This is a genomic window from Arthrobacter nitrophenolicus (genome assembly GCF_000332815.1).
Lineage (GTDB): Bacteria > Actinomycetota > Actinomycetes > Actinomycetales > Micrococcaceae > Arthrobacter > Arthrobacter nitrophenolicus.
In genome coordinates this window covers 23,166-47,893 of record NZ_AOFD01000002.1, presented here as the reverse complement: position 1 = coordinate 47,893, position 24,728 = coordinate 23,166, and the positions used below count along the sequence as shown (strand labels likewise).

Sequence of the window (24,728 nt, the reverse complement as noted above, 5' to 3'; positions counted from 1 at the left end):
CTTTCCGCGCGCGGGACCATTCCGGCGTACGCACCCATCCGCGGCGGCGGCGGCACCGAATTGCCCTCTGTATATCCACCCTTGGCAAGTGTTCAGCAGAGGAGCATGAATGTCACCCAACCCAGCAGCGAGTGCAGGCGGACGACGGCGAGTGGCCGTCATCGGCAGCGGCGTCGCCGGACTGACGGCCGCCTACGTCCTGAACAGGCAGGACGACGTGACACTCTTCGAGGCCGATTCGCGGCTGGGCGGGCACGCGCACACGCACGAGATGCCGCAGCCCGACGGCACGTTCCTTGGCGTCGACACCGGGTTCATCGTCCACAACGAACGGACCTACCCCACCCTGCTGCGGTTGTTTGCCGAGCTGGGTGTGGAAACCCAGGATTCCGAGATGAGCATGTCCATCCGCTGCGACGGCTGCGGCCTGGAATATGCCGGTGCCCGCGATGGCGGCCGCGGCATCATCGCCCGCCCCTCCAGCCTGCTCCGCGGCCGCTACCTCCTGATGCTGCTGGAGGTCACCCGCTTCTACCGGAAGGCAAGGGCCCTGCTGAAAACCGCGCCGGTGGCTGCCGTCAGCGGCGGGGACAGCGTTCCCGAACTGACCCTCGGTGATTTCCTTGCCCGCGAGAACTTCAGCCCCTACTTCATTTCCCACTTCATGACCCCTGTGGTCAGCGCTGTCTGGTCCTGCGATCCCACCACCGCGCTGGCGTACCCGGCCCGCTACCTGTTCACCTTCCTCGGGCACCACGGCATGCTGGGCGTCAAGGGCTCGCCGCAGTGGCGGACCGTCACCGGCGGATCCGCCCGGTACGTCGAGAAACTCGCCGCCACTCTTCCGGACGTACGGCTCAACACTCCCGTCAGTGCCATCCGGCGCCGACCCGACGGTGTGGAAATCGCAACGGAAGACGGGCTGGAAGACTTTGACGCCGTCGTGATTGCCACCCACCCGGCCCAGGCGCTCGGGTTCCTGGCCGATGCCACGCCCGAGGAGAAAGAAGCACTGGGCGGCATGCCGTACTCGGTCAACCACACCGTTTTTCACCGGGACCCGGCGGTGCTGCCATCTGCGGACAACGCGAAGGCGTCCTGGAACTACCGGCTCCCGTCCTGCGAGGCCCGGCCGGACAAGGTCCTGGTCAGCTACGACCTCACCCGCCTGCAGCGGCTGGCACCGGCAGACGGACAGCCCTACCTGGTGAGCCTGGGGGAGTCCGAACTGATCGCCGGCGACGCCATACTCGAACGTATGGTCTACGAACATCCTCAGTACACCCCGGAATCGCTGCGTGCACAGGCGGCCATAGCCGCCCTGGGCGACAGCCGGATCGCCTACGCCGGGGCCTACCTGGCTGGGGCTTCCATGAGGACGGCGCGCTGTCCGGTGTCCGTGCCGCCGAAAAGCTGGGCCGCTCCTGGCCTGTCGCCCGGCCGGCGGATGATGAGACGTCCTCGGACGACGGCGAGCGGGAGCTTGCCGCGGCAGCGGAACCTGCATGAGTGCCGACGCAGCCATCTACCGCACGTCCATTTCGCACGTGCGGCGCAGCCCGCTGAAGAACGCCTTCACGTACCGCAGCTACAGCTGGTTCGTCGACGTCGACAGGCTTCCCCGCCTGCCGCGGCTGCTCCGGCCGTTGGCCGTGTTCCGCGCCGGCGACCACCTTGGCGATCCGGATGCGACCATCCGTGCCAACGTTGAGCGCTACCTGCGGACCCAGGGGATAGAGCCCGACGGCGGCGCCATCCACATGCTGACAAGCGCCAGGGTGTTCGGTTACGTCTTCAACCCGCTCACCCTGTTCTGGTGCTACCGGTCCAGCGGGGAGCTCGAATGCGTGGTGGCCGAGGTCCACAACACGTACGGGGAGCGGCACTGCTACCTGCTCCGGACGGACCCGGCCGGCCGGGCCTCCGTCCCGAAGGCCTTCTATGTCTCGCCGTTCAATGACCTTGACGGCCAGTACCGGATGAAACTGCCCGCCCCGGGGGACCGGCTGGCGGTGTCGATTGTCCTGGAACGGGAAGGCCACCGGCCGTTCGTTGCGACCATGGACGGCCGGCGGCATCCGGCCACCCTGCGCAATATCCTGGCCGCCGCGCTCGCCGTGCCGGCCGCGCCGCTGCTCGTATCCGCACTCATTCGGGTGCAGGGCATTACACTCTGGGCAAGACGCCTGCCCGTCGTCGCCCGGCCACAACATACTTCCCAGGAGGCAGTTCAATGACAATGACGGACGATAATGGAACCGCCTTCGCCGGTGGCAATGCCGGCAAGGCCGGCCGGGATGTTCCGGCGGCCTGGACCAGTACCGGCGTTCCGGCGGCGCCGGCCACCATCGACGTGGACGTGTGGCCGGAAGTCGCCCGGCCGCCGTCGGGCGCCAAGGCCGCGGTGGCCGGAAAGGCCGCCGGACTCCTTTTCAAGGGAGCGGTCAAGCGCCTGCCGCTCCGGGTGGAGTACCCGGACGGCACTGTGCTGGGAACAGGCGGGCCGGACGCGCCGGTGATGATGATGGTGCGGCCGGAAGCCTTCGAGGCGCGGATCGGCGACAACGGCCTGATCGGTCTTGGCGAATCCTTCATGGCAGGGGACTGGGAAGCCAGCGACCTCGCGGCCGTGCTTGAGGTTTTCGCCGCCTCCGTGGACACGCTTATTCCGATGCCGCTGCAGAAACTCCGCGCCCTCTACCTTCCGCGCACCCCGCGGCAGGAACGGAACGCCGAACAGAACACGCGCAGCAACATCTCACGGCACTACGACCTCTCCAACGACCTGTTCTCGAACTTCCTCGACGCCACCATGAGCTACTCGTCAGCACTTTTTCCGCTCGGGGCAGGGCGGCTGGAATCTGTGGGCTGGCAGGAACTGGCAGGAGCCCAGCAGGCCAAGATCGACAGGCTGCTGGACAAGGCCGGAGTAGGGAAAGGCACCCGGCTCTTGGAAATCGGGACCGGCTGGGGCGAACTGGCACTGCGTGCAGCAGCCCGCGGCGCCACCGTCTACAGCGTTACCCTCTCCAGCGAACAGCAGGCCCTTGCCCAGGAACGCATTGCCGCCGCCGGCTACGCGGACCGGGTGACCGTGGCGCTGCAGGACTACCGGGCAGTGGAGGGCGAGTACGACGCCGTGGTGTCGGTGGAGATGATCGAGGCCGTGGGCTATGAGTACTGGCCCATCTACTTCCAGACCATCGACCGGGTCCTGGCTCCCGGCGGCAAGGTGGCCATCCAGGCCATCACCATGCCGCACGGCCGGATGCTGGCCACCCGCAACGCCTACACCTGGGTGCACAAGTACATCTTCCCCGGCGGCTTCCTGCCTTCCGTGCGTGCCATTGAGGGTGTGACGCAGCAGCACACCACCCTGAGGGTACGCGAGCGGATGGGCATGGGGGACCATTACGCGGCCACCCTCCGCCTCTGGGAAGAGCGGTTCCTGGAGCGTTCACGCGAGGTTGGCGAACTGGGCTTCGATGCGGTCTTCCAGCGGATGTGGCTGTTCTACCTCTGCTACTCAAGGGCCGGTTTCCAGTCCGGATATCTCGATGTGCAGCAGATCGTGCTGGACCGCCGGGAGGCGCAGCTCTAGCCACCGCACCCTGCCACCGCACCACTACGGCGGCCCGGGCACCCGGGCGGGTCCCGGCGTCGTGCCATTAATCACCACGAGGGGTTCCGAAGGTCACTTCGGAACCCCTTTTTGGTGTTTTCGCCTTCCTCCCCGGAGGCCGCGACACGCCGTCTTTCGCGCGACACGCTGGGCGTTAAATGTGCCTAACTACTCCACAGGGTGTGGATTCCGTCCGCGAAAAAGCCGTGATTCCGGACATTTTGAAGGGCCCTGCCTGTGGATTAACGGTGCATTAAATGACATACTTGTAATACATCATCTTGGGGTTCCAATGAGGCGTCTGCACTACATGTAGTATCGACATACAGCTTGGACGGGGACACCGGGCCAGCGACGATTTCGACAAAAGGGGACAGCGACCATGACCGTAACGGTTTACACCAAGCCTGCTTGTGTTCAGTGCAACGCCACCTACCGTGCGCTCGACAAGAAGGGCATCACCTACCAGAGCGTTGACATCTCCCAGGACGCCGACGCCCTCGAACGCCTGAAGGCCCTGGGCTACATGCAGGCACCCGTTGTGGTCACGGACCAGGACCACTGGTCAGGCTTCCGCCCGGACAAGATCGAAGAACTGGCCCTCTCGGCCGTTTCCTCCGTGGCCTAGGAGCCCTGCTTTTCCTGCCGGCAACAACCAACCAGCCGAGGTGACTCCCACGGCAGCTCCAACAGCACAGCAAGGCCATCCGGCTTCGCAGATCCACGCGGCTCAGCGCGTGGAGGTGTCCCCACCGGCCCGGCTTCCGGATAACCCGGAACCGGTCCGGACAGACAGCCAGCTCATCTATTTTTCCTCGGCATCCGAGAACACCAGCCGCTTTGTCACGAAGCTCGGCCGCGATGTGGCTCGGATCCCGCTCTACTCCAGGGACGCACCCCTTCTTGCCACCCGGCCGTTCGTGCTGGTGGTGCCCACGTATGGCGGCACCGGGGGAGAGGGGTCCGTTCCGAAGCAGGTCATCCGGTTTTTGAACAACCCGCAGAACAGGCAGCTTCTCCGCGGGGTGATCGGGGCCGGCAACACGAATTTCGGTGACAATTACTGCCTGGCCGGCGACATCATCGCCGCCAAGTGCGGGGTACCGCACCTCTACCGCTTCGAATTAATGGGCACGCCAGACGACGTGTCCCGCGTCAACCATGGATTGGACACGTTTTGGACACGACTGTCGCAGACACAGAAGTAACCAGGGCCCAGAAGCCCGAGATGCCGGCCGCCTACAAGGGCCTGGGCTACCACGAGTTGAACGCCATGCTGAACCTGTACGGTCCCAGCGGCGAGATCCAGTTCGAGGCGGACCGCGAGGCCGCCCACCAGTACTTCCTGCAGCACGTTAACAACAACACCGTGTTCTTCCATGACCTGGAGGAAAAGCTCGACTACCTGGTGAAGAACCAGTACTACGAGCGCGAGACGCTGGACCAGTACACGATGAACTTCATCCGTGACCTGTTCAACCGGGCCTACAAGAAGAAGTTCCGCTTCGAGACCTTCCTGGGCGCGTTCAAGTTCTACACCTCCTACACGCTGAAGACGTTCGACGGCAAGCGCTACCTGGAGCGCTACGAGGACCGCGTCTGCATGGTGGCCATGCACCTTGCCCGCGGCAACGAGGAACTTGCCACCCGCCTGGTGGATGAAATCATTGACGGCCGCTTCCAGCCGGCCACCCCCACCTTCCTCAACGCCGGCAAGGCCCAGCGCGGCGAACTCGTCTCCTGCTTCCTGCTGCGCATCGAGGACAACATGGAGTCCATCGCCCGCGGCATCAACTCCGCTCTGCAGCTGTCCAAGCGCGGCGGCGGCGTGGCCCTGTCCCTGACCAACATCCGCGAGCACGGCGCGCCGATCAAGCAGATCGAAAACCAGTCCTCCGGCGTCATCCCCGTGATGAAGCTCCTCGAAGACAGCTTCTCCTACGCCAACCAGCTTGGCGCGCGCCAGGGCGCCGGTGCCGTGTACCTGCACGCCCACCACCCGGACATCTACCGGTTCCTGGACACCAAGCGCGAGAACGCGGACGAGAAGATCCGCATCAAGACCCTCTCGCTGGGCGTCGTCATCCCGGACATCACGTTCGAGCTGGCCAAGAAGAACGAGGACATGTACCTGTTCTCGCCGTACGACGTCGAACGCGTCTACGGCATGCCCTTCTCCGACGTCTCGGTCACCGAGAAGTACTACGAGATGGTGGACGATTCCCGGATCAAGAAGACCAAGATCAGCGCCCGCGAGTTCTTCCAGACCCTCGCCGAGATCCAGTTCGAGTCCGGCTACCCGTACATCATGTTCGAGGACACCGTGAACCGGGCCAACCCGATCGCCGGCAAGATCACCATGAGCAACCTCTGCTCGGAGATCCTGCAGGTCTCCACGCCGTCCCTGTACAACGAGGACCTGACGTACCAGACCGTCGGCAAGGACATCTCCTGCAACCTCGGTTCGATGAACATCGCGAAGACCATGGATTCGCCGGACTTCGGTGCCTCCATTGACACTGCCATCCGCGCGCTGAGCGCAGTGTCGGACATGTCCTACATCAACTCGGTGCCGTCCGTGGCCGAGGGCAATGCGAAGTCCCATGCCATCGGCCTGGGCCAGATGAACCTGCATGGCTACCTGGCGCGCGAGCGGGTCCACTACGGCTCCGAAGAAGGCCTGGACTTCACCAACATCTACTTCTACACGGTGCTGTTCCACGCCCTGCGTGCGTCCAACAGGCTCGCCATCGAGACCGGCCAGAAGTTCGGCGGTTTCGAGAACTCCAAATACGCGAGCGGCGAGTTCTTCGACAAGTACACCGAGCAGGAATGGCTTCCGGAGACTGAGCGTGTGCGCGAGCTGTTCGCCGGCCACCACATCCCCACCCAGGATGACTGGCGCGAGCTGAAGGTCTCCGTCATGGAGCACGGCATCTACAACCAGAACCTGCAGGCTGTTCCGCCCACGGGGTCGATCTCCTACATCAACAACTCGACGTCCTCCATCCACCCGGTGGCCGCCAAGATCGAGATCCGCAAGGAAGGCAAGATCGGCCGCGTCTACTACCCGGCGCCGTACCTGACGAACGACAACCTGGACTACTACCAGGACGCGTACGAGATCGGCTACGAGAAGATCATCGACACCTACGCCGCTGCCACGCAGCACGTGGACCAGGGCCTGTCCCTGACGCTGTTCTTCAAGGACACCGCCACCACCCGCGACATCAACAAGGCGCAGATCTACGCATGGCGCAAGGGCATCAAGACGCTCTACTACATCCGCCTCCGCCAGCTCGCGCTGGAAGGGACCGAGGTGGAGGGTTGCGTCTCCTGCGCACTTTAATCTTCAACTAAATCTTGCCAGTACGACGCGGGCAACCGCCCGCCGTCGTACGCTTTAACTTAGAGAACCACCCAACAATGAGGGGATGACATGACCGAGAAGGTCAAGCTTCTGAGCCACGTCGAGGCCATCAACTGGAACCGCATCCAGGACGACAAGGACGTGGAGGTCTGGAACCGACTCGTCAACAACTTCTGGCTGCCCGAGAAGGTGCCGCTGTCCAATGACGTCCAGTCCTGGAACACGCTGACGCCGGCCGAGCAGCAGCTCACCATGCGCGTCTTCACCGGCCTCACCCTGCTGGACACCATCCAGGGCACCGTCGGTGCCGTCTCCCTCATCCCGGATGCGCTGACCCCGCATGAGGAAGCCGTCTACACGAACATCGCGTTCATGGAGTCTGTGCACGCCAAGAGCTACTCCTCCATCTTCTCCACGCTGGCTTCCACCAAGGAGATTGACGAGGCGTTCCGCTGGTCCACCGAGAACGAGAACCTTCAGAAGAAGGCCCAGATCGTCATGGACTACTACCAGGGCGACGACCCCCTGAAGCGCAAGGTGGCCTCGACGCTGCTGGAGAGCTTCCTGTTCTACTCGGGCTTCTACCTGCCATGTACTGGTCCTCGCGCGCCAAGCTCACGAACACCGCTGACCTGATCCGCCTGATCATCCGCGACGAGGCCGTGCACGGCTACTACATCGGCTACAAGTTCCAGCGCGGACTGGAGACCGTCTCCGAGGAGCGCCGCCAGGAGATCAAGGACTACACGTTCGAGCTGCTCTTCGAACTGTACGAGAACGAGGTCCAGTACACGCACGATCTCTACGACGGCGTGGGCCTGGCCGAGGACGTCAAGAAGTTCCTGCACTACAACGCCAACAAGGCGCTGATGAACCTGGGCTACGAGGCGATGTTCCCGGCCTCCGTCACCGACGTGAACCCGGCCATCCTCTCGGCCTTGTCCCCGAATGCCGACGAGAACCACGACTTCTTCTCCGGGTCCGGCTCCTCCTACGTGATCGGCAAGGCCGTCAACACCGAAGACGAGGACTGGGACTTCTAGCCGAAGAAGATCGGGGGCCATCCGAGCGCTCAAGACGGTTCATCCCGAGAACCGTTAACCCATACTGGAGCGAGAGCACTCCTTGGCCAGGACCCGCGGCCGCCCAAGGCAATTGCCTTGGGCGGCCGTCCCGGTTAAGGGTGCGGCTCGCCCAGCCGCTGCTGCTTTGACGGGGCAGCAGCTCAAAGGCTTTGACATCGTGATGGACTTGTAGAGTTCGCCGGTAGCCGGAGACTGCTTTTTCTTCCTTGCCGGTGGGATGGTGCCTGGTGCTTGCTGGTGGCATGGTGCCTGATGAGCCGTATGTCGCCGGGTTTGGCAGTTGGGATTTTTTCTGCCTCTGTTGGGTGCGCGGGTGCTGGCGTAGACTTGGAGCGCCTGCAGGTAACCATCAGATGACGCCGGGTTGTTCGGGACATGCGAATGTCCGAGCCTTCTCTTAGCGAGATCGCGAAGGTACCTGCAGGTTCTGCGTTTAAGGTAGTTGGGCTGCCTCTCCGGGCGGAACTTCCTGTGCCGGGATGACGTTCCGGTTCCTGCCGACAATGCGTGAATGTACTGGACGTTTGGCTCTTGCGGCGCCCCGCCAGCCCCACACGATAATCGTTCAGGCGTTCATCGCGGCATAGTGTCCGAAGCCTGCAACCCGTTTGTCCTCAGAACAACGGCCAGGGGACCGCAGGCATCTCAGCTCTCGGCGCGGGGAAACGCCCTGCGGACCGCAACCGGGCGCAGCGCGCTCCGAGTGAGGCGACTTCTTCGGCGCTGAGCAGGTTGTCCAGACTTCGGCCCAGCTCACCGCGCAGTCCTTCGATGATGCGATCGATGCCGTCGCGTTCCTCGGCGGTCAACGTTTCTCCCAGCCACCCCCACAGCACCGTGCGCAGCTTGTAGTCCTGGTGGAAGGTGAGCCCGTGGTCCACGCCGTGCCGGTGGCCGTCCGCCATGGCAAGGATATGGTCGCCTTTGCGGTCGGCATTGTTCACGACGACGTCGAACACCGCCATGCGCCGGAGCGCCGGCGTGTCCTCGTGGACGAGGGCGACTCTCCGTCCGCTCCCATCCTGGCCCTCAAGGACGTGTTTCCACCCGTTCCCGGGCACGTCGTCATCCGCCGCAACGAGGTCCACCGCAGCCTGGTCGGGGTCTGACTCCTGCCACAGCTGCACCATTCCTTCGCCCAAAGGACCATCGCGGAGCCAGGTGAATGGCACCACGTTCCAGCCGAGGACCTCGGAAACCAGGTACGCTGCAACCTCCCGGTGGGCCAGGAAGCCGTCGGGAAAGTCCCACAGCGGTTTCTCCCCGGCTATCGGCTTGTAGACGACCGAGGTGCCGCCGATGCTGCCCAGAAAGGTGGCGTTCGACGCCGTCGCGATGCGACCGGTGAGGGTCAGTTCGGCAGTCAGCAGGTGGGGCGCCGGCATCAGGCCTCGGGCAGTGTGCAGACGTGCCCGTCGGGGTCCACGGGGTAGCCGCAGAGCGGGCATGCGGGACGCCCGGCACCCACCACCTCCCGGGTCCGCTTGGCAAAAGCGCGGGCGGTGCCAACGGGCATCCGGACGAGCAGCATCTCGGGTACCTCGCCGCCGTCCCCACCAACCGGTTCGTCGTCGTCATCAGGATCGGCATCCATGATGGGGTACGCCTCTATGACCACCTGCGCCGTCGTAGGGTCCCAGCCCAGGGTCATGGCACCGGTTCGAAATTGCTCCTCGACCGCCTCGAGCTGGTCATTGTCCACGAGCTCGATGGGCGTACCCGTCGGAACACTGAAAGGGTTGCCCTCAAGCGTGATGAGCTGATCGAGGATTTCGTCGATCTTCTCGGCGAGCTGGGCCGACTGCTGCTTCTCAAGGGCGATGCTCACAATTTTCTTACCCGTGCGTACCTGCAGGTAGAACGTGCGCGCCCCGGGAACGCCGATGGTGCCGATGACGACCCGGTCAGGCCAGGCAAACTCGTGAACAAGTGTGGGCATGTCAGTATCTTAGGCACATGAGGTCTACTGCGCCGTGTGCCCTGCACCGCCGCCCACCGGCGCATCGTTGGTTTTGATGCCCTTCGACAGCCACGACAGATCCCCGGCGTCGGTGTTCGTCGCAAGGACGCTGGGCCGAAGGGCACCGTAGTGGACGATCGATACGGAGGCGGGACCCACGTTAATGCGCTGGAACAGATCGAGGTGCATTCCGAGCGCATCGGCCAGGATCGATTTGATGATGTCGCCGTGACTCACGGCCGCCCACACGGCTCCCGGGCCATATTCGGCTTCGAAGGCTGCGTCGTGGCGTCGGATTGCCGCTACCGACCGGGCCTGCATCGCGGCCATGGATTCACCGCCGGGAAAAACGACGGCGGATGGTTGCGACTGCACAGCCGCCCACAGGTCTTCGGTGGCGAGATCACTGAGCATCCGGCCCTGCCACTGGCCGTAATCGCATTCGGTGAGATCGGGCTCGTCCAGTGCAGAAGGATTACCAGCCTGGCGCTCCAGGATGAACTGTGCGGTCTGCTGGCAACGCTCGAGGGGGCTGGAGACCACGCCGGCCAAGGGCACCACCGCGAGCCGGTCTCCGGTGAAAGCTGCCTGCCCGCACCCGATCTGGTCCAAACTGACGCCGGCCGCCCGGCCCGCCAGCAGTCCGGCGGCATTGGCTGTGGTGCGGCCGTGCCGCACGAGGATAACTGTCGCCATCCATCCAGCCTAACCAGCATTGTTCGCCGGATCCTGCCTGCGCGGTTGATTCGGCGCGGTTGATTCGGCTCCGGCGGTCAGCGGTGGATGTGCTCCCGCCAGTCTGCCGGCACCTTGCCTGCCGGTCCGGGGGAGGGCTGCTCCGGCGGTCTGGACTGCGGGTCCGGAAGCCGCGGTCCGCGGAAAAACTTCTTCGTGGGAAGTTCGTAGAACCAGTCCTCCCCGGGTTCAAAGGACCTCATGACCGGGTGGCCGTCTGCACGCGCATGGGCGCTGGCATGCTGGGCGGGGGACGAATCGCAGCATCCGATATGGCCGCATTGGGCGCACCGGCGCAGATGCAGCCACCATCCCGGGCCGTCACCGCTGAGGCACTCCACACACCCTGTTCCACTGGGCGCGGCGGCGAGGCTGATCCCGGGAATATGGCGATCTTCCATGACGCCTCATTCTGGCAGAATCTCCTCGCCCTCGGAACGGCAGGAGCGGCGAAGGTACCCGCAATTCCCAGGGTAGGGCTACCTCTTGTCCGTTGTGTCCCGCCGCGAGTATCGTGATCGCCACCGAACCCTTGATCCGGAAAGACGGCGGCCATGGACGACTCGGTTCCGATCATGCTGATTGCCACCCCGGACCCGGCCTCCCGGCGCATCCTCGAAGATGAGCTACGCCGACGGTACGGCGCCGACTATGAAGTGGTGGCCTGCGCCGGCCACTCCCACGGGCGGGCAGTGCTTGAAGGGCTCCGGCACTGGAACCGCCAGGTGGCCCTCATCCTCGGATGCTATGGCCCGGCTGACCGTGGCGGACTCGATTTCCTGCGCCGTGCCTACGGTTTCCATCCGGCCGCCAAACGCGGTGTGGTGGTGACATGGGGTGACTTCGCCAGCGCCCCCACTGTCTTCCAGGCGATCGCGCAGGGATATGCCGAACTACTGATCATCCGGCCCGAACGGCCGCGCGACGAAGAGTTCCACGGGGCCATCACCGACGCCCTTGACGACTGGCACCTGGCCCAGGGTGTCGGGTTCGAGGCGGTCCGGCTGATCGGCCAGGTAGGCGACGAGAGGACCCACGTGCTGCGCGACTCCTTGAGTCGAAACCACATCCCCGTGGGCTTCCACCCGGTCGGATCAGAGACGGCGCAACGGACGCTGGAGAACCTGGGCCTGCGCGACCCGGTGCTGCCGGTCATGGTGCTGCAGTTCACCGCCGCCCCCATTGTCCTCGAGAACCCCAGCGACCTTGAGATCGCCGAAGCCTTTGGGGTGACGCGGCCACCACCGGCGGACAAGATTTTTGATGTTGTGGTGGTAGGAGCCGGTCCGTCCGGTCTCGCCACCGCCGTCTACGCCTCCTCGGAGGGCCTCTCCACCATGGTGGTGGAGGGGGAGGCCGTGGGCGGCCAGGCCGGCACCAGTTCGTTGATCCGCAACTACCCCGGCTTCTCCCGCGGCGTCAGCGGAGCCCACCTGGCCTTCCGCTCATTCCACCAGGCCTGGACCCTGGGCACGGACTTCCTCTTCCTGCGGAAAGTGGAGAAGCTCAGTGTTGATGGAGCCCTGTACCGGGTATCGATTTCCGACGGCACCGTGGTGCGGTGCCGCACCGTAGTGGTGGCCGCCGGCGTGGACTACCGCCGCCTCGGCATACCCCAGCTTGAAAACCTGGTGGGGAGGGGAGTCTTCTACGGGGCAACGGTCTCCGAGGCGCCGTCGATGACCGGCAAACACGTCTGCGTTGTGGGCGGCGGCAACTCGGCCGGGCAGGCCGTCCTGCACCTTGCGAAATACGCGAAGAAGGTGACGCTGCTGGTGCGCGGACCCACCCTGTCGGCCAGCATGTCCGAGTACCTCATCTCCCAGCTTGAGGCCACCCGGAACGTGGCCATCCGGTACGGGACAGCGATCGTGGGGGTCCGCGACCAGGACGGATTCCTTGCCAGCCTCAAAGTGGCCACGAGCGGTGCCGGCGGCGCAACGTCAACCGAGGAGATCGAAGCGGGCGGCCTGTTCGTGCTGATCGGATCGATGCCGCGGACGTCCTGGTTGCCCGACACCGTGGAACGGGACCAGGCCGGCTTTCTCCGGACGGGCACCAGCCTGGATGACAGCAAGGCTGGGGCCACAAGGCCGGACCGGCAGCCCCTGGCCCTGGAAACGAGCATGCCCGGCGTTTTCGCGATCGGTGACGTGCGTGCCGGTTCCATCAAGAGAGTGGCTACCGCAGTGGGGGACGGGGCCACCGTGGTCTCGATGCTCCATGCCTACCTGGCCGGGCACCCCCTCCCCGCCCCGCCGGCCGCACCAGGTGTCGCAGCCGCACCCGAGGAGCACTCCGGTGACGTCCGCTACAAGTGACGCCGCACCGGTAATTGCGCCGATGCGGTGGCTGCTCTACATCGCCGCATTCCTCGTGTTTCTTGCCGGCCTGGTGCTGTTCGTGTTTCCGCTCCGGACTGCGGAATGGTTCGCATGGACAGTCAATCCGCCCATGACCGCCGTGTTCCTCGGTGCGGCATACTGGTCGGCCGCCGGCCTGGAGGTGGCGGGCGCCGCTCAGCAACCTGGGAGTCGGCGAGGCTGGCAGTCTGGCCCGTATTCGTCTTCACCACGCTGACCCTGGGGGTCACGCTGATCCACCTCGACCGCTTCCACCTCTCGCCCGGCAACGGCATCCTTGCCCAGGGAGCCACCTGGGCGTGGCTGGCCATCTACGCCATCGTGCCCGTGGCGATGGTGGTGATCAGCTGGGTGCAGATCCGGTCCCGGCGTCCGGCCCCGGCGTCCGTGACGGCGGCACGGCCGGTGCTGCCCCCTGCGCTGCGGTTGCTCCTGGTGGTCATCGCCGGGGTGCTGGTGCTCTATGGCGTGGCGCTCCTGGCGGTACCCGCGGCTGCTGCGGCGTGGTGGCCGTGGACATTGTCCGAGCTCACTGCGAGGGCCGTGGGAGCGTGGCTGGTGGGCCTGGGCTGGTCCGCCGCGCAGGGCCAGTTCAGCAGCGATGTCCGCACCGTCCGCCCCGTGGCGCTCACCTCCGTCGCCTTCGTCATCCTGCAGGCGCTCGCCCTGCTGCGGCACGGCGACGCCCTCACATGGACCGGCGCGCCGGCCGTCGGCTTCGTCACCGTCCTGGTCGCCATCGGAGTAGCCGGGGCATGGGCGCTCGCCTTATCCCTTTCGCCGGCAGCCCGGGCCGGAAGCGCATGAGGACCGGAGCCTAGAAACTGGTCACCAGTTCGCCGAGCACCTCTTCGAGCCGGTTCGGATCCGTGGCGTCGTAGTAGTGGGCGCCGCTTGCCTTCGCGATCTGGAGGAGGGTGGGGACGTCGGCGTCGGGCCCGTAGGCAAGGGTGAAGACGAGCACCGGCGTCGAATGGTTCTGGTGGCTTAGCTGCTCGCTCACCCCGCCCAGGTCGCCCGGATGCCTGGTGTCATTCTTGCCGTCGCTCAGGAGCACGATGGTGTTGATGAAATCATCTTGTATCCCTTGGCCTGCTCCCCGGCGAAGCGGCTCACGGCCTCGAAAAGTGGCGTGGCCTCCACGGCTTTCAGCTCAGTGAGCTTGGCGATGAGGTCCGCTTTGTTGGACTTGAGCGGAGCCACGGGGGTCACGATGCCCGGCTGCAGCGGGCCGTCGCCCTCATGGGAGAAGGCGGCCAGTCCAATCTCATCCTCGCCCGTGAAATGGTCCAGCGCCTTAACGACGGCGTCCTTGGCCCGCTGCAGCTTGTTCGCTCCCGGATCCTGCACCATGGATTCCGAAATATCCACCAAAAACAAAGCCCTGGCCCGCTTGCGGACGTCGGGGAAGCTGCCTTGCATGGCCGCCAGGGTCTCCGCCTTTGGCAGCGGCAGCGGCTGGAGCGTCTGGGCGTAGCGTCCGGTGCCTGCCACCCCCGGATCAAGCTCGCCCTGGATGGACCGGTAACCGGACGCCTTGACAACGTTCTGGCCCTGTTCCGTCAATGCAAAGGCGAGGAAGTCCTGGGCCGCGGACCGTTGCAGGCTGTCCACCCAGTCTCCGCCAAGGACCACTGCAGGGTTGTCCGCCACGTGCACGCCGTCGCTGGGGTAGATCGCGCGGAGCGGCTCCTTGGGGGCGGGTCCCGCTTGCTTCGTTGTCCCGTCCTCGCTGACCACACCGCGGTTGTAGTCCCAGACGGATTTTTCATCGACGATCACCGCGGAGAGGAATTCCGCGACGTTCCCGGCGTCGTCCGCCTCCCTGGCGTGCCACAGGAAATGTTCCGGGGTAGCCATGTAATGGCTGGTGCCCAGTTCCACGGCACGCACCTTGTCCACCAGGGAGGATGCCTTGAGGTCCATGGCGTCGAGGCCACCCACGCTGCCGCCGGCCGCGCCGTAGGAAGCAGCAAGGGCCATCAGGCCCGCCGTCGAGACCAGCGGACTGGCCTTGCCGAACTTGAACTTCCCCCACTCGCCGTGGCCCAGGCGCTCCCAGACGTCCTGCTCACCGGCCATCTTGAAGACGTCGGACCACGACGGCGCCTGGTCGTCCCAGCCAAGGGCGGAGGCCATCGTCTCCGGCATGGCCACGACGATGGCGCTGCGGGCAATGCTGGTTCCCTCCCCAGGGACAGTATTTCCGCCGCCTTGCCTGGCGATCTGCAACCAGGCGGATGAGTCCGGCAGCCAGACGGCGGGCCTGTCGCCGGCCGGAACTCCGGGGAACTGTGCAGCCACCTTGCCGGCAGCGGCCCCCGATTTTTCCTGGGTCACTTCCGGCGTCACGCACTTGCCGTCCACATTGCGCGGTTTTGCCGTGTACTCGGCCGCCAAGGCACGCGCCATGTCGGCGTTCTCCAGCGACGTCAGGATGTTCAGCGCAATGCAGGGTGAGGACCCGGCGACGGCGGGAGGACTGTCCTGCGCGAGAGGCTCGTTGGGTGAGGGCGGGCTGCCATTCCCCGCGGATGGGCCGTCCGTTGAATCCGGGAAGATCAGCGCCCGCAGCACGAACGCGCCGCCAACGATGAGAAGCGCCACGGTGGCCGCCGCGGCGATCCACACCCAGCGGGGATAGCTCGGGTCAGTTGCTGCGTGTCGACGGCCCATGCTCGTTTCCTTTGAAATCCACCGGGCTTCCCCGGCGTGAATGCAAATTATGAAACTTGCCCGCGGCACTTCCACCGCGGCGCGCCTAGCCCCCTGCACCTGGATACGCCCTTTGAGGATAACCCCCGCCGGGGCTAACTGAGTGTCCGGATCCACATTTTTGAATCAATCTTGCGGGTTCCGTACCCATCCAGGGCCTCAGCGGTCAATGCCCGACGACGTCGAGCGCCACGAGTTGCGCGCCCTCACCTTCCGCGAAGATCGCCATCCCGGTGCTCGCCTCGGTGGGGAACACAAGGTCCGTGATGGTGGCAAGCCCGTCCTGGGCGAAGACTTCCACCGAGCACCGGTCGAGGTACACGCGCAGGCGCAGCCGGCCGTCCTGCAGCGGCACGGCCACGGCCTCCACCGACGGGAATGCTTCGTGGAACCCGGTCATCCCTGACTCCCGCCGGTCCAGGCGCAGCACGCCCTGACGGGTGTCGTAGGTGAGGACAGTCCGCCCGGCGTCGCCTGCATGGAGGACCAGGCCCACTGCCGTGGCACTGCCCGGATGGAATTCGGCGTCGATGCGCGCTGCCGCCGCGGAAGCGGGAAGCTCCACCACCCCCGGCGGCACAGCCCGCGGACCCAGCCGGAAGCCCTGGGCGTCCGGCTCGCCGGAGTAACCGATGGCTTCCTGCCGAAGCACCACCCTGCCGTCCAGGCGGGTGAGCGTGACCTCCCGCGGCAGCGACATGGCACTGCGCCACTCTCCGGTGGGCGTGGAACCGGCGTAGTCCCAGTTGTTCATCCAGCCGATCATGATCCGGCGGCCGTCCGGCATGTTGCTGAACGAGACCGCTGCGTAGTAGTCCCGTCCCCAGTCCAGCCAGCCGTACTCGCGCATCCGCGAGCCGTCCTCCTGGAGCCCCTCGGTGACGGTCGATCCGGACCGGAACGCCACGCCGTCGAACTCTCCCACGAAGTACTGTCCCGCGGAACCGCCGGCGATACCTCCCGGGTTGATGTTCACGACGAGGACCCACCGGGTGTCCCGGGGATTCCCGTCCACCGGCAGTTCGAACAGGTCCGGGCATTCCCACACCCCGCCGGTGGCGTTGGCCGGGCCAAAAGTGCTCAGGTACTCCCAGGACTTCAGGTCCGCGGACCTATAGAGGACTACCTGCCGCTGCACCGCTTCGACGGCGACCATCACCCAGTAACTTTCGCCGCCGCCGTCGTACCAAAAGACTTTTGGATCCCGGAAGTCGGCCGAGGCGCGGTCCAGGACCGGGTTGCCCTGGTGCTTGGTCCAGGTCCGGCCCTCGTCCAGGCTGTAGGCGAGGGACTGCGCCTGCCGGCCGGCCAGCGGCGAGGCGTGGCTGTAGGCACTGGTGTAGATGGCAACCAGCGGAGGATTGGCCGCCGTGCCGAGGCCGCTGGTGTTGTGCTCGTCGAACACCGCCGAACCGGAGAAGATGGCTTCCTGCTCATCGCACGGGATGGCCACCGGCTGCTCCTCCCAATGAAGCAGGTCCGGGGAGGTGGCGTGGCCCCAGGACATGTTGCCCCAGTCTGCGCCGAAGGGGTTGTGCTGGTAGAAGAGGTGGTACGTGCCGTTGAGGTACACCAGCCCGTTAGGGTCATTGAGCCAATTGCGCTCGGCGGTGTAATGGAACGCGGGCCGGAACTGGTCGGTGAGGGACGCTGCCGGTGCGCCGGCCGCCGTCGATAGTGTTGCCATGGTTCAGCCCTTCACGCCGCTGGAGGCGATGCTGTTGACGAATGAACGCTGGAAGGCGATGAAGAGGACCACCACCGGACGGTGATCAGGGAGGCGTACGCCATCACCTCGCCCCAGGAGACGTTCAGCTGGAAGAAGTACTGGATGCCGATCATCACGGGCCGCAGTTCCTCGGACTGGACCACCATCAGCGGCCAGAGGTAGGAGTTCCACGCCGGCAGGAAGGTCAGGATCGCCACCGTGGCCGTTGCGGGTCCGGACAGCGGCATGACCACCTGGCGGTAGATCTTGAACCAGCCCGCCCCGTCGATCCGCGCGGCTTCGTCCAGTTCCTTGGGGATGGACTCGAAGTACTGGTGGAACAGGTAGATGGAGAAGGCGTTGGCGATGAACGGGATGATCTGCACCTGGTATGTGTCCAGCCAGCCTTTGGAGAACTCAAGGCTGAAGCCGTTCAGCTCGAAGTAGGGGAGCTGGTTGACCCACCACACCAGCGGCAGCGCCAGGGTCTGGAACGGGACGATCAGGGTGGCCAGGATCGCGGTGAACACGATCTTCTTGCCGCGGACCTGCATGCGGGACAGGGCGAAGGCGCAGAGGCTGTTGACGAAGATGCCCAGGATCACGGTGACGGCGGAGACGCCCACCGAGTTGAGCAGGAACCGCGCCGCGGGGACACGGTCAAAGACCGCTGCGTAGTTGTCGAAGGAGATGTTGCCCACCGGAAGGAACGCTGCCAGCGAGGACATGTCACCGAAGATCTGCTGGTCCGGCTTGAGCGAGGACACCAGCATGAAGACGATGGGGAACGCGGCCACGACGGCGAAGAGGATCCGCACCAGCATGGTGCCCGCGCTCTTGAGGAGCAGTTGGTTTTTCATGTCAGTCTTTCTCCCGGGTGAGGTGGCGCTGCACCGCCGAGACGATCAGCACGAGGACGAAGAACACCAGCGAGATGGCGGAGGCGTAGGAGGTCTCCTGCTGCCGGTAACCGGACTGGACGGCCTCATAAATGATGGTGGTGGTTGAATCCATGGGCCCGCCCTGGGTCATCACGCTGATCTGGTCGAAGAGGCCGAGGGCCTGGATGGTGATGGTGACCAGGACCAGGCTGCGGGTGTGGAACAGGCCCGGCCAGGTGACGTAGCGGAACTGCTGCCACCTGCTGGTGCCGTCCAGCTGCGACGCTTCGTACAGCTCACCGGAGATGCCCTGCAGCCCGGCCAGCCAAATGATCATGTGGAAGCCGGCGGCCTGCCAGATGGACAGGATGATGATGGCGGGCATCGCGGTATTCGGATCCCCGAGCCAGTCCGGCCCGTCGATCAGGCCGAAGCTGACGGCGGAGAGGATCTCGTTGATCAGGCCGTCCTTGCGGTACATGAACAGCCACAGCAGCGAGACCACCACCATGGAGGTGACCACGGGCAGGAAGTACACGGTGCGGAAGAAGTTCACGCCGCGGAACTTTTTGTTGATCAGCAGCGCCATCACCAGGGCCAGGCCGGACTGCACCGGAACGATGACCACGGTGAAGTAGGCAACGTTGAGCAGCGCCCGGTAGAACGTGGGGTCCGAAAAGAGCCTGGCGAAGTTGTCCAGGCCCACGAATTCGACCGGACGCGGCGAGATGAGCCGGGCGTTCGTGAAGGCCAGCCCGAAGCCGAGGATGGCCGGGATGAAGATGAAGGTCAGGAGCAGCAGCGCCGCAGGGGCGATCATGCCCCAGCCGCTGAGCTGCTCGCGGCGGAAGCCGGGCCGGCGGTGGGCCCTGCGGGCCTTTCCGTCAGTGTTCGACGGCGGCAGTGCGGCTTCAGGGGCGGCAGGACGCGGGCGGGTGGGAAGGTCAGTTGCCATGGGGGTCTCCGTAGGTCCGGCTGCCGGCGGCTGGGGCGCAGATATGGCGCCACAGCCCGCCGGACATGCTCCGGCTAGTTCTTGTAGCCGCCGTTGGACTTGATGTTGGCGTCGATCGCCTTCACGGCGTTGTCCAGCGTGGACTTGGCGTCGGCCCCGTTCAGGATGTCCTGGACGGCCTTGCCGTATTCGGTGGCAATGAAGGGGTAGGCGGGCGTCTCCGGACGCATCACGGCGTACTCGCGGGAGAAGTCCATGAAGATCCGGTTTGCGCCGCCCTCGGCAAAGCTGGGGATCTGTGCGGCCGCCTCTTCGCTGGCCGGGATGGCGCCGGTGGCCTTCGCCACCGCGGCGATGTTCTCCGGCTTCAGCGAGTAGGAGAGGTAGTCCATGGCGGCCTCGGCGTTGCTGCAGCCGCTGGTCACGCCCCACTGCCAGGAGGCGCCGCCGATCTTGGGGCCCTCGCCCAGGTCCACCGGCGGCATGACCACCAGGTCGTCGCCGAGTGCGGCCTTGGCTTTGTCAGCGGCCCACGAACCGTGTACACGATGGCACTCTTGTTGTTCAGGAAGTCCTGGGTGGAATCCTTGCCGCTCTTCTTGGCCATGAAGCCCTGGTCGGCCAGCCCACGGAACCACTCGGCCCACTGCACGGCCTTGTCGCCGTTGAGCTCGCCCTCGGCGCTCTGGAAGCCATCCCTGTTGACGAGGTCGCCACCGAAGGACTGCAGGAAGGGGGAGTAGGCGTAGGGGAGCCATTCACCGGTGCCGGCGGTGCCCAGGTCCAGCGGGTGTTCCCACTTGCCCAGCGCCTTGAGCTTGGTCAGGGCTTCCTGGAACTCTTCCTTGGTCCAGGGCTGCTCCATGGTGGCCACGCGGACGCCGGCAGCCTTCAGGTCCGAGGCCCGGGCCATCATGCGAGGGCGACGTCGTAGTAGCCCACGGCGTAGGGCTTTCCGTCCCACTCGGCCACGGTGCTGGGAAGCTGGCTCGAAAGGTCCGCGTCCAGTTCCAGGGGTGCCAGGTAGCCGGCCCAGGCCCAGTTGGGCACGTTGGGGCCGTCGATGTCCACGATGCAGGGCAGGTTGCCCGCTGCTGCCGCGGAAACCACGGAATCGTTGTAGGAGTCCTGCGGGAACGCCTGGACCTTGATCTTTACCTTGTCCTGGCTGCTGTTGTAGGAGTCGACGATCTTCTGGACCGCGGCCAGTTCGTCCGGATTGCCGGCGTTGTGGGTCCACAGGGCAATCTCGCCGGAACCCTCGGACGAGGAGGAGGCACTGCCCTTGCCGCAGCCGGCGAGGGTGGCGGTGAGGGCTGCGGCAGCTATGCTGGTCGCCAGGATCTTGGTGAACTTCGTGTTCATGGGTCAGTCTTTCTGCTTGGACAGCGGGGATTGATGAGGGTCCTGCAGGGAACGCGGCCGCTGCAACGGCTGCGTTCCCGTTTTGTTGGGGATTGTTTTGGTGCGGCCGCCGCTTTGGCGGCCCGGGGAGGGTCAGCCCCGGGGAGGGGCGACAGAATCCCGCACCACGAGCGGGCAGCTGCTGGACTCGTGGGCGCGGGGAGTTCGGGGATTCTCAAGTTCGGCAAGCAGCTGGAGGACAGCCCACCGGCCCATCTCGTAGTGGGGGAGCGCCACGGTGGACAGCCCCGGCCACAGGCCGTCGGCGATGAGTTCAAGGTTGTCGACGCCGACCACCGACAGGTCGGCAGGGATTGTCAGGCCCAGGTGGCCGGCGGCCTGGTAGGCGCCCATCGCCATCTGGTCGTTGAAGCAGAACAGCGCTGTGGGCCGGTCCGCTCGGGACAGCAGGCGGAACGCAGCCTCCCGGCCTCCTGCTGTACTGGGATGGGCGGACACCAGTTGGCCGGGCCCCAGCCGAGTCCATGGCGTTCCAGCCCGGCCCGGAAGCCGGCCAGCCGTCCATGGGCGGCGGGAATATCGTCCTCGTTGTTGATCATGCCGATCCTGCGGTGGCCTGCCTCCACCAGGAGTCCGGCGGCCGATTCACCGGCACCGAACTCGTCCGGCACCACCGAGGAAAGCTCCGGATTGTCCGTGGTGGCATCCAGGACGATGGTGGGCATGCCCTGGAGCTCTTCGGGGACGGACACCAGCTGGTTGTACATGCGGGCGTAGATGATCCCGTCCACCTGGTGCTGTTTCAGGGCCCGTATCTCGTGCTTTTCAAGTTCATTGTCGAGTCCGGAGTTCACCACCATCAGCAGGTGCCCGTGCTCCGAGGCGGCATCCTGGGCGCCCTGGATCATGGCGCCTGCGAAAGGAGTGGTGGTGATCTCGTCGCTGACCAGGCCGAGGATCTGGGAGCGCTGGTTCCGCAGCCCGCTGGCCAGGCGGTTGGGGGCGTAGCGAGGTCGCCGGCTACGGCCTTGATGTGCTCCACTGTGCGGGCGTTGACCCGGGAGCTGTGCGTTTCGCTCAGGGCATGGGACACCGTGGTCACAGAGACGCCGGCTGCCTTCGCCACGTCCCGGATGTTCACCTTCGTCGCCATCGACTATTCCTTTGCAAAACGTTTTGTATGTTGCCTGCATCACTATATGCAAAACGTTTTGCATCCGTCAAGGGGCAAGTTTCAGATGATCCGCGGGTACGCTCCCGCTATGGAGGTACACACGGTCTCGGTAGTCATCCCTACCCGCAACGATGGTGCACAGCTGAGGACCTGCCTTGCCCTGCTCGCCAGGCAGACCAGGCCTGCTGACGAGATCATCGTGGTGGACAATGCGAGCAGCGACGACACTGCTGCGATCTGCGCGGCAGCGGGGGTGAAGCGGATAACCGTGGACCTTCCGGGCATTCCGGCTACGGCTGCCGCCGGTTTTGATGCGGCCACAGGATCAATCATTGCCCGGCTGGACACCGACTCCCGTCCGCCGCGGGACTGGCTGGAACACGCGGAGCGGATCCTCCGGGCGGCCGCACCGCTCACCGCCGTCACGGGACCCGGCGATTTCTACGGCGGGAATGCACTGGTCCGCTGGGCCGGCCGGCACGTATTCCTCGGCGCATACTTCACGGTGATCGGCTTCCTCCTGGGACATCCGCCGGTATACGGGTCAAATTTCGCCCTGCGCCGGGAGCTTTGGGAAGGAATCAGCTCCTCGGTTGTCCGGGACAATGCCCTGGTCCACGACGACCTGGACATCTCCTACCGGCTGCGGCCGGCCATGGGCGTCCTGTACGACCCCACCCTGAAAGTTGGCGTGTCAGCACGCCCTTTTGCCAGCTGGGCATCATTCCGGCGCCGCATCGTCACGTCTGTGGTGACCTTCCGCGTTGAATTCCGGCATGAGCCGCCACTGCGCCGCCGCCTCGACAGGTTCCGGAGGCGCCGCGGGCACCGTAGTCCTGCTACGCCGGCTCGTCCGCCTTGGCATAGAGGGCGATAAGGTCGCGGCTGAACTGGTGCGGGGACGTTTCGCACGGGCTGTGCCCTCCGCGGTAGACGCCGATCCGGGCTCTGATTGCCTGGGCAAACAGGCGGTGCAGCCGGAGCGGCCAGAGGTCATGTTCGCCGACGGCGACGAACTTGGGCAGGGACGCCTCCGCCAGCGTCTCGCGGAGGTCCGGCGCATCCTGCATCAGTGTGTAGATATCCCGCACCGACTGCCGGCGGGTGAAACGGAACCGGAAGTTGACGAACCTTCGCCGCCCCTTCGGTACATGGACAAACCTGCCGCTGCGGATACTCCAGATCAGCAGCGCGGCGCCGATCCTGCCATTCACCCAGCTGCTGAAACGGCCGATGCGGCTGACGCCCCGGAAGCTCTGGCCGGGTTCAGGCGGGCAACTCTGCAGCGTGAGGGACCTGAACAGCTCCGGCCGCTGTGCGTAGGCCAACTGGGCAATGATGGCAGCGAAGGAATACGCCACAACGTGGGCCGGGCTGGCTGCTGCGGTTTCCAGGACGGCCACCAGGTCATCAACGAACAGCTGGTAGTCGTAGTGCTTCCTGGGCGGCATGAGATTTTCCGGGCCGGCGGCCGCCGACTCATACTGCCCGGCCAGGTCGTAGCTCAACACGAAGTAGCCGGCGTCGGCGAGGTCGGGCATCATGAGCAGGAAATCTTCTTTGGAACCCGTCGCGCCCGGAACCATCACAATGGCCGGATTGTCCGGATTCCCCATGGTCAATGCCGCCAGGCTGCCGCTGGGGACTTTGATGGTGCGGCTCACGGAGCCTTTGGGGGGTATCGACCAATCAACGTCACCCAGTTCCGCATCCCTGAGGGCTGCAGCATCCACCCGGCTGAGCCGAACTCCCCGGGATCAACCCCGTCCTGTCCCTTGCCCGGATCCGCCATGTTCCCACGATAGCCCCGGCTGCTCCGCTTGGTCAGTGCCCGGCTGCGGCGACCAGGCAACCCGCCGGACAAATGCATGGAGGCGCCGGTAGACCTCCTGGGATTCCGGATAGCGGTAATCCTGCTGCCAGGTGTGCTCTGTATTTGCGCTGGACCAGGCGTAAATGAGCGTTTCCACCGGCACGGCGTGGTGCTGAAGCCGTTCGATGAAATTGAGGTTTGCGCGGTAGAAGAAGTCACGCTCCGAAGTTGTGACAAACACGGGCGGGTGGCCCGGGCCGAGCCACTCGATCGGCGACACAACGGCGGCCGCGTCCTGGAGGTGTTCAATGGCCCGGCGGGATCCGGGGAATCGTCGGGACCGGCCGGCGGGAGGACCCGCCGCGGGCAGGAGCATCCGGACAAAGTTGAGGCTGAGGACAAAACTGCGCTCGAAGAACACGGAGAAGTCCACCGCGCTGCAGTGCTGCACCAGGCCCTTGAGCTGCGTGCCGGAAAAAGCCGGCTCCAGGGCGTAGTGGGCAGCCAGCTCGGGCCGAAGGCTTACTGCCGTGAGCAGGGCTGAGATGTGCCCGCCGGCGGAGTCGCCGCCCAGGATGAGGCGCTCCGGGTCCCCGCCGTAGTCCCGGATATGTGCGGCCACCCATGCCAGCGCCGCATTCGCGTCCTCAAGCACGTGCCCCATATGGAAGCGGGGTGCCTGGCGGTAGTTGACGTTAACCACCACCATCCCGCCCAGCACCTGGCTGGCGCAGTATTTGGTAACCGCTGCCTTGTCCCCGGACGTCCATCCTCCACCATGGAAATAGACGTAGACGGGAAGCAGTTCCCCATTGGCGGCCGGCCGCTGAAGGGCCGGGGGAGTCCCCCCAAGGGGGGTCAGGACATCGAGTCGGTGGCTGGGCAGGCCGTCGCCGGCATAGTCGATGTCGTGGGCGTACGCGACTTCGGTGATGGGGTCGGTGTTGAACCATGCCCGCTCGCGTTCACTCACGGCCCGCAT

At 65.3% G+C, this 24,728-nt stretch carries 25 protein-coding genes and 2 pseudogenes; 10 read left to right on the top strand and 17 right to left on the bottom strand.

Annotated features, from left to right (window positions below; translation table 11 throughout):
* Positions 1-109: 109 nt before the first annotated feature.
* From G205_RS00795 to nrdF, 7 genes and pseudogenes are all read left to right on the top strand, one after another.
* Positions 110-1,509, top strand: a pseudogene (locus G205_RS00795) (NAD(P)/FAD-dependent oxidoreductase).
* Positions 1,506-2,237, top strand: a complete 732-nt coding sequence (locus G205_RS00790; protein ID WP_035751638.1) for a DUF1365 domain-containing protein — start codon at positions 1,506-1,508, stop codon at positions 2,235-2,237. The pseudogene G205_RS00795 and the gene G205_RS00790 overlap by 4 nt, the downstream one beginning before the upstream one ends.
* On the top strand, positions 2,234-3,601 hold the full coding sequence (locus G205_RS00785; protein ID WP_009356334.1) for a class I SAM-dependent methyltransferase: 1,368 nt from the start codon (positions 2,234-2,236) through the stop codon (positions 3,599-3,601). The genes G205_RS00790 and G205_RS00785 overlap by 4 nt, the downstream gene beginning before the upstream one ends.
* 403 nt (positions 3,602-4,004) lie before the next feature.
* Complete coding sequence (gene nrdH / locus G205_RS00780; protein WP_009356333.1) at positions 4,005-4,250, top strand: glutaredoxin-like protein NrdH; 246 nt, start codon at positions 4,005-4,007, stop codon at positions 4,248-4,250.
* Positions 4,251-4,359: 109 nt separating this feature from the next.
* Positions 4,360-4,830: a class Ib ribonucleoside-diphosphate reductase assembly flavoprotein NrdI gene (nrdI, locus tag G205_RS00775; RefSeq protein ID WP_009356332.1), complete on the top strand. Its 471-nt coding sequence runs from the start codon at positions 4,360-4,362 to the stop codon at positions 4,828-4,830.
* Positions 4,831-4,850: 20 nt separating this feature from the next.
* Positions 4,851-6,971, top strand: a complete 2,121-nt coding sequence (gene nrdE / locus G205_RS00770; protein WP_035751636.1) for a class 1b ribonucleoside-diphosphate reductase subunit alpha — start codon at positions 4,851-4,853, stop codon at positions 6,969-6,971.
* 90 nt (positions 6,972-7,061) lie between these two features.
* Positions 7,062-8,035 (top strand): annotated as a pseudogene (gene nrdF, locus G205_RS00765) (class 1b ribonucleoside-diphosphate reductase subunit beta).
* Between the two features lie 656 nt (positions 8,036-8,691).
* On the opposite strand, the gene G205_RS00760 reads toward nrdF, so the two are convergent.
* The 4 genes from G205_RS00760 to G205_RS00745 all read right to left on the bottom strand — a co-directional run bounded on the left by G205_RS00760 (position 8,692) and on the right by G205_RS00745 (position 11,173).
* A complete protein-coding gene (locus G205_RS00760; RefSeq protein ID WP_009356330.1) occupies positions 8,692-9,462 on the bottom strand; it encodes an SCO1664 family protein in 771 nt (256 codons plus the stop codon).
* Complete coding sequence (locus G205_RS00755; protein ID WP_009356329.1) at positions 9,462-10,016, bottom strand: DUF3090 domain-containing protein; 555 nt, start codon at positions 10,014-10,016, stop codon at positions 9,462-9,464. Before G205_RS00755 ends, G205_RS00760 begins: the two co-directional genes overlap by 1 nt.
* Positions 10,017-10,040: 24 nt before the next feature.
* On the bottom strand, positions 10,041-10,733 hold the full coding sequence (locus G205_RS00750) for an MSMEG_4193 family putative phosphomutase (RefSeq protein WP_009356328.1): 693 nt from the start codon (positions 10,731-10,733) through the stop codon (positions 10,041-10,043).
* A 77-nt stretch (positions 10,734-10,810) separates the two neighbouring features.
* On the bottom strand, positions 10,811-11,173 hold the full coding sequence (locus tag G205_RS00745) for a UBP-type zinc finger domain-containing protein (protein WP_035751635.1): 363 nt from the start codon (positions 11,171-11,173) through the stop codon (positions 10,811-10,813).
* A 153-nt stretch (positions 11,174-11,326) separates the two neighbouring features.
* Between G205_RS00745 and G205_RS00740 the strand changes: the two genes are divergently transcribed.
* Complete coding sequence (locus G205_RS00740) at positions 11,327-13,093, top strand: NAD(P)/FAD-dependent oxidoreductase (RefSeq protein WP_009356326.1); 1,767 nt, start codon at positions 11,327-11,329, stop codon at positions 13,091-13,093.
* 114 nt (positions 13,094-13,207) lie between these two features.
* Entirely contained in the window at positions 13,208-13,942 is a 735-nt protein-coding gene (locus G205_RS00735; protein ID WP_009356325.1) for a hypothetical protein, read from the top strand.
* Positions 13,943-13,952: 10 nt separating this feature from the next.
* Here the strand turns inward: G205_RS00735 and G205_RS00730 are convergent, their stop codons facing one another.
* The 11 genes from G205_RS00730 to G205_RS23605 all read right to left on the bottom strand — a co-directional run bounded on the left by G205_RS00730 (position 13,953) and on the right by G205_RS23605 (position 21,912).
* A complete protein-coding gene (locus tag G205_RS00730) occupies positions 13,953-14,192 on the bottom strand; it encodes a vWA domain-containing protein (protein WP_035751634.1) in 240 nt (79 codons plus the stop codon).
* Positions 14,183-15,811, bottom strand: coding sequence for a substrate-binding domain-containing protein (locus tag G205_RS00725; protein WP_083874973.1), 1,629 nt, complete (start codon positions 15,809-15,811; stop codon positions 14,183-14,185). Before G205_RS00725 ends, G205_RS00730 begins: the two co-directional genes overlap by 10 nt.
* A gap of 205 nt (positions 15,812-16,016) precedes the next feature.
* Positions 16,017-17,537 carry a glycoside hydrolase family 32 protein gene (locus tag G205_RS00720; RefSeq protein WP_009356324.1) on the bottom strand — a complete coding sequence of 507 codons (1,521 nt, stop codon included), beginning with the start codon at positions 17,535-17,537 and terminating at the stop codon, positions 16,017-16,019.
* 11 nt (positions 17,538-17,548) lie between these two features.
* Complete coding sequence (locus G205_RS00715) at positions 17,549-18,418, bottom strand: carbohydrate ABC transporter permease (protein ID WP_009356323.1); 870 nt, start codon at positions 18,416-18,418, stop codon at positions 17,549-17,551.
* Position 18,419: 1 nt separating this feature from the next.
* Positions 18,420-19,394, bottom strand: coding sequence for a carbohydrate ABC transporter permease (locus G205_RS00710; protein ID WP_009356322.1), 975 nt, complete (start codon positions 19,392-19,394; stop codon positions 18,420-18,422).
* 74 nt (positions 19,395-19,468) lie between these two features.
* Positions 19,469-19,879, bottom strand: a complete 411-nt coding sequence (locus tag G205_RS22325; RefSeq protein WP_235046731.1) for an extracellular solute-binding protein — start codon at positions 19,877-19,879, stop codon at positions 19,469-19,471.
* Positions 19,816-20,310 carry a type 2 periplasmic-binding domain-containing protein gene (locus tag G205_RS22320; protein WP_235046730.1) on the bottom strand — a complete coding sequence of 165 codons (495 nt, stop codon included), beginning with the start codon at positions 20,308-20,310 and terminating at the stop codon, positions 19,816-19,818. The genes G205_RS22325 and G205_RS22320 overlap by 64 nt, the downstream gene beginning before the upstream one ends.
* On the bottom strand, positions 20,307-20,759 hold the full coding sequence (locus tag G205_RS22315; protein ID WP_235046729.1) for an extracellular solute-binding protein: 453 nt from the start codon (positions 20,757-20,759) through the stop codon (positions 20,307-20,309). Before G205_RS22315 ends, G205_RS22320 begins: the two co-directional genes overlap by 4 nt.
* 132 nt (positions 20,760-20,891) lie before the next feature.
* Positions 20,892-21,206, bottom strand: coding sequence for a substrate-binding domain-containing protein (locus tag G205_RS23615; protein ID WP_338058355.1), 315 nt, complete (start codon positions 21,204-21,206; stop codon positions 20,892-20,894).
* Positions 21,116-21,667 (bottom strand): type 1 periplasmic-binding domain-containing protein, encoded by a 552-nt coding sequence (locus tag G205_RS23610; protein WP_338058354.1) that lies wholly within the window; start codon positions 21,665-21,667, stop codon positions 21,116-21,118. Before G205_RS23610 ends, G205_RS23615 begins: the two co-directional genes overlap by 91 nt.
* Positions 21,664-21,912 carry a LacI family DNA-binding transcriptional regulator gene (locus G205_RS23605; protein ID WP_338058353.1) on the bottom strand — a complete coding sequence of 83 codons (249 nt, stop codon included), beginning with the start codon at positions 21,910-21,912 and terminating at the stop codon, positions 21,664-21,666. Before G205_RS23605 ends, G205_RS23610 begins: the two co-directional genes overlap by 4 nt.
* Positions 21,913-22,021: 109 nt before the next feature.
* Between G205_RS23605 and G205_RS00695 the strand changes: the two genes are divergently transcribed.
* A complete protein-coding gene (locus G205_RS00695; RefSeq protein ID WP_152419483.1) occupies positions 22,022-22,810 on the top strand; it encodes a glycosyltransferase family A protein in 789 nt (262 codons plus the stop codon).
* On the opposite strand, the gene G205_RS00690 is transcribed toward G205_RS00695, so the two are convergent.
* Positions 22,773-23,597, bottom strand: coding sequence for an alpha/beta fold hydrolase (locus tag G205_RS00690; protein WP_009356320.1), 825 nt, complete (start codon positions 23,595-23,597; stop codon positions 22,773-22,775). The genes G205_RS00695 and G205_RS00690 overlap by 38 nt on opposite strands.
* Before the next feature lie 93 nt (positions 23,598-23,690).
* A complete protein-coding gene (locus G205_RS00685; RefSeq protein ID WP_009356319.1) occupies positions 23,691-24,728 on the bottom strand; it encodes an alpha/beta hydrolase in 1,038 nt (345 codons plus the stop codon).

What these genes read in the sequence shown, in the direction of transcription:
- G205_RS00760 (WP_009356330.1), bottom strand. Translation starts at nt 9,462, where the DNA reads ATGCCGGCGCCCCACCTGCTGACTGCCGAACTGACCCTCACCGGTCGC.
- G205_RS00685 (WP_009356319.1), bottom strand. Translation starts at nt 24,728, where the DNA reads ATGCGGGCCGTGAGTGAACGCGAGCGGGCATGGTTCAACACCGACCCC.
- G205_RS00695 (WP_152419483.1), top strand. Translation starts at nt 22,022, where the DNA reads ATGGAGGTACACACGGTCTCGGTAGTCATCCCTACCCGCAACGATGGT.
- G205_RS00755 (WP_009356329.1), bottom strand. Translation starts at nt 10,016, where the DNA reads ATGCCCACACTTGTTCACGAGTTTGCCTGGCCTGACCGGGTCGTCATC.
- G205_RS00720 (WP_009356324.1), bottom strand. Translation starts at nt 17,537, where the DNA reads ATGGCAACACTATCGACGGCGGCCGGCGCACCGGCAGCGTCCCTCACC.
- G205_RS00750 (WP_009356328.1), bottom strand. Translation starts at nt 10,733, where the DNA reads ATGGCGACAGTTATCCTCGTGCGGCACGGCCGCACCACAGCCAATGCC.
- G205_RS22315 (WP_235046729.1), bottom strand. Translation starts at nt 20,759, where the DNA reads ATGAACACGAAGTTCACCAAGATCCTGGCGACCAGCATAGCTGCCGCA.
- G205_RS00790 (WP_035751638.1), top strand. Translation starts at nt 1,506, where the DNA reads ATGAGTGCCGACGCAGCCATCTACCGCACGTCCATTTCGCACGTGCGG.
- nrdH (WP_009356333.1), top strand. Translation starts at nt 4,005, where the DNA reads ATGACCGTAACGGTTTACACCAAGCCTGCTTGTGTTCAGTGCAACGCC.
- G205_RS22320 (WP_235046730.1), bottom strand. Translation starts at nt 20,310, where the DNA reads ATGATGGCCCGGGCCTCGGACCTGAAGGCTGCCGGCGTCCGCGTGGCC.
- G205_RS22325 (WP_235046731.1), bottom strand. Translation starts at nt 19,879, where the DNA reads ATGCCGCCGGTGGACCTGGGCGAGGGCCCCAAGATCGGCGGCGCCTCC.
- G205_RS00710 (WP_009356322.1), bottom strand. Translation starts at nt 19,394, where the DNA reads ATGGCAACTGACCTTCCCACCCGCCCGCGTCCTGCCGCCCCTGAAGCC.
- G205_RS00735 (WP_009356325.1), top strand. Translation starts at nt 13,208, where the DNA reads ATGGACAGTCAATCCGCCCATGACCGCCGTGTTCCTCGGTGCGGCATA.
- G205_RS00715 (WP_009356323.1), bottom strand. Translation starts at nt 18,418, where the DNA reads ATGAAAAACCAACTGCTCCTCAAGAGCGCGGGCACCATGCTGGTGCGG.
- G205_RS00725 (WP_083874973.1), bottom strand. Translation starts at nt 15,811, where the DNA reads ATGGGCCGTCGACACGCAGCAACTGACCCGAGCTATCCCCGCTGGGTG.
- nrdE (WP_035751636.1), top strand. Translation starts at nt 4,851, where the DNA reads ATGCCGGCCGCCTACAAGGGCCTGGGCTACCACGAGTTGAACGCCATG.
- G205_RS23605 (WP_338058353.1), bottom strand. Translation starts at nt 21,912, where the DNA reads ATGGCGACGAAGGTGAACATCCGGGACGTGGCGAAGGCAGCCGGCGTC.
- G205_RS00745 (WP_035751635.1), bottom strand. Translation starts at nt 11,173, where the DNA reads ATGGAAGATCGCCATATTCCCGGGATCAGCCTCGCCGCCGCGCCCAGT.
- G205_RS00740 (WP_009356326.1), top strand. Translation starts at nt 11,327, where the DNA reads ATGGACGACTCGGTTCCGATCATGCTGATTGCCACCCCGGACCCGGCC.
- G205_RS23610 (WP_338058354.1), bottom strand. Translation starts at nt 21,667, where the DNA reads ATGATCCAGGGCGCCCAGGATGCCGCCTCGGAGCACGGGCACCTGCTG.
- G205_RS00785 (WP_009356334.1), top strand. Translation starts at nt 2,234, where the DNA reads ATGACAATGACGGACGATAATGGAACCGCCTTCGCCGGTGGCAATGCC.